Source organism: Streptomyces africanus (assembly GCF_002150735.1).
In the GTDB taxonomy this organism is placed as follows: domain Bacteria; phylum Actinomycetota; class Actinomycetes; order Streptomycetales; family Streptomycetaceae; genus Streptomyces; species Streptomyces africanus.
Genome location: NZ_MUKA01000206.1, coordinates 1 through 2,906, shown reverse-complemented (window position 1 = coordinate 2,906; position 2,906 = coordinate 1). Strand labels below are relative to the sequence as shown.

The 2,906-nt window shown below is 71.5% G+C and carries 6 protein-coding genes; all 6 read left to right on the top strand.

Features of this window, described 5'->3' with window-relative positions; genetic code table 11:
- The first annotated feature begins 139 nt into the window (after positions 1-139).
- The 6 genes from CCL05_RS23995 (at position 140) to CCL05_RS23970 (ending at position 2,820) form a co-directional block, all read left to right on the top strand.
- On the top strand, positions 140-412 hold the full coding sequence (locus CCL05_RS23995) for a hypothetical protein (protein WP_086562551.1): 273 nt from the start codon (positions 140-142) through the stop codon (positions 410-412).
- A gap of 68 nt (positions 413-480) precedes the next feature.
- Positions 481-660, top strand: a complete 180-nt coding sequence (locus CCL05_RS23990) for a hypothetical protein (protein ID WP_086562550.1) — start codon at positions 481-483, stop codon at positions 658-660.
- Between the two features lie 109 nt (positions 661-769).
- Entirely contained in the window at positions 770-1,060 is a 291-nt protein-coding gene (locus tag CCL05_RS23985; protein ID WP_086562549.1) for a hypothetical protein, read from the top strand.
- The gene (locus tag CCL05_RS23980; protein WP_086562548.1) at positions 1,057-1,377 is read left to right on the top strand and encodes a hypothetical protein; all 321 of its coding nucleotides are present in this window, start codon (positions 1,057-1,059) and stop codon (positions 1,375-1,377) included. The genes CCL05_RS23985 and CCL05_RS23980 overlap by 4 nt, the downstream gene beginning before the upstream one ends.
- Positions 1,378-1,402: 25 nt before the next feature.
- Entirely contained in the window at positions 1,403-1,636 is a 234-nt protein-coding gene (locus tag CCL05_RS23975; protein WP_086562547.1) for a hypothetical protein, read from the top strand.
- A gap of 35 nt (positions 1,637-1,671) precedes the next feature.
- Positions 1,672-2,820, top strand: a complete 1,149-nt coding sequence (locus CCL05_RS23970; protein ID WP_086562546.1) for a hypothetical protein — start codon at positions 1,672-1,674, stop codon at positions 2,818-2,820.
- The last annotated feature ends 86 nt before the right edge of the window (positions 2,821-2,906 follow it).

Genomic DNA, 2,906 nt, shown 5'->3' with positions numbered 1-2,906 from the left:
CAGCAAGAAGGTCGCCGACGCGAACAAGAAGTCCATCAACCGCCCCCGCTAACCACCCCCCTGGGGCCCGCGCCGGGCGCCGACAACGGCCCGGGCCCCCCCCCCCCACCGCATCCACCCGAACCGGAAGGAGCCCGCCATGGGCCTGTTCACCCCGCGCTACCCCAAGTCCGACACCCCCGGCGCCACCAGCACCCCCACCAAGCGCTCCCGCCGCCGCCCCAGCAACAACACGCCCGCCTCGGCCGGCATCACAACGGACCAGCTGCGCGGCCTCGCCACGCACGACGGCGGAACCCTCGACGTCCGCGGGAACACCGCCACGATCCGCGTCGACCAGTGGGACACCAAGGCGCAGATCACCACGCAGCGGTACGTCAAGCGATCCGACGGCACCTGGGTCGCCGCCTGACCACCCTCCGGGCCCGGACCGAGCCGACACAGCCGGGCCCCACCCCCACCAGCACCGAAAGGACCACCGTGACCATCGACGACATCGCCGCTCAGCTCCGCGACACCGTCCACACCGGCGTCGCCGACGGCAAGAACCTCCGGCAGCTCGACGACGACATCGCCCAGGCCCTCGACGGCCTCACCCACGCCGACATCAAGGCCGTCCACGCCCACATCCACCAGCCGGCCCCTGACGACACCCACTGACCACCGCGGGCCTCTGGCCCTGCCGGAGGCCGCCCCGCACCCCCCCCGAGCGGGACGGCCCCCAGCAAGACCAGCGGAACCCCACCCGACCAGACCGAAGGAGAACGACATGGACGCCGCCCAGATCATCGAGCCCGGCTGCTACGACTACGACATCAAGGTCCAGTTCCCCAGCGTCTACATCCCCGAGCACACGCCCCCCGCGTTCCGCAACGCAGCTGCCTACGAGACCACCAGGACCCGGCACGTCTCCGGCCAGTTCGACCTCACCGAGCACATCGGCCGGAAGGTCCTCCGGGACCACCTCGTCCGCAGGCACTGCGACGACCTGACCGGCGTGGACGTGCAGGTTTCCCGCTTCGACCTCACCCGTGTCGACGCGACGGGAGACGCCCGATGACCAGCACCGTCCTCAAGGCCCTCGCCCTCACCGCCACCCTCGGCGCAGCCGCCTACCTCGGACAGCAGATCGCCACCAACAGCGTGCACCCCCTCACCCTCGCCTTCACCGTGCTCGCCGCCCTCGCCACCGGCAGCGCCCTCGCTGGCGACATCCGCGGCGCCCTGCACCGGCTGCTCGCCCGGCTCCGCCCGATGACCGGACGGCGCTTCCGAAAGCAGCACGGAGACCCCGCCGGCTGGGACGACGACGAGTACGAGGCGTACTTCGCCATCACCGCCACCCAGACCCCCCGCAACATCCACCCCGCCGCCTAACCACCAGAAAGGACACCGAACCCCGATGCTCGCCACCCTCCGCGCCCGCCGCCGCAACCGCCTCATCGCCACCACCGCCTGGAACCTCGCCCGCGCCGCCGACCTCGCCGAGAACCCCAACCAGCGCACCATCACCACCGACCAGGTCATCCACCACGCCTGGATCAACCACCTCATCACCGTCACCCCCGACGAAGCCCAGCCGCACATCGACGCCGCCCTCACCCACTGGCGACTCCAGCCCACACAGGCCGCCTGACCCCGCCCCTGACCACCCGAAAGGAACCGATTCCCGTGACCACCGTCCAGGCCCCCGCGCCCCCCACCGAAAGCGCAACCGTGCGCTCGCTGACCGGCGGGCAGATCACGGTGCTCACCCTCGCCACCCTCCCCATGATCGCCGTCGGCGCGGCAGGCGCCATCGGCACCTACGCCAACGCCAAATCCGTCCTCAAGCAGTCCGAAACCGCCCTCGGCGTCGTCGCCGCCGGCGAAGGAGCCACCCTCGTCGCCGCCCTCGTCATGATCGGCGTCACCATGCTCGGCCAGGCCGCCCCCCTCGTCGTCCGCGCCGCCCTGTGGCTCCTGCCCGTATCCGCCTCCGCCATGGGCGCCGTCATCGCCCCCACCATCCGCGAAGCCGTCGTCTACGGCCTCACCCCCCTCGCCATGACCGCCTCCGCCGAAGGCATCAGCTTCCTCGCCCGCCGCATCGTCGCCCACACCAGCGGGATCGACGTCGAAGCCCAGCGCCGCAACGCCGAGATCATGCGGCAGATCGCCTACCACACCGCCCGATCCCAGCGGCACCCCGACAAGGAAGTCCAGGCCGACTCCGCCCTCAAGGCGTGGAAGCTCATGAGCCAGGTCGGCCAGGGCGACGCACAGCTCGGATCAGGGCTCATCACCGTCCAGCGTGAGCGGCTCACTCAGGGAGCCGACACGGCCCTCCAGTCGATGCTCGCTGGGATCACTGAGCCCGCCCCGGCTCACACCCCCATCCTCGCGATTGAGACCGGTGAGCCCAGCGTTGAGACGGCCCTTGAGCCGACCGGATCCACCGTGATCCTGAGCCAGCAGACCGGCTCCACCAACCCGGCTCACACCCCGGCCCTTCCCGACACCCGCACGATCATCCCCCCCTCTGACCAGGTGATCCGTCGTGAGCCCGTCTTGAGCCGGTCTGAGCCCGCCCTCGCCAAGACCGCCAACACGCCCACTGAGACGGCCGCCGAGCCGGCCCCCAGTGAGCCCGCTGAGACGGCTCACACCGCCGACGAGAAGGAGCAGCAGATCGCTGCGCTGGCTCACCGGCTCAAGACCGGTGAGCGGCTCACCAAGTCCACGGCGGCTCAACTCCTCGGCGTGAGCCCGGCCACCGCCGGCCGACGGCTCAAGGACGCCCGTGACCGCATCGGCGAAGGAACGGGGTTCTACGCATGAGCCAGACCCGCAACGAGCAGCGCCCGCGGACGGCCACCCCGTCCGCGGCACCCACCCGCGCCCCCCAGCCCGCCGCGCGGCGGGCT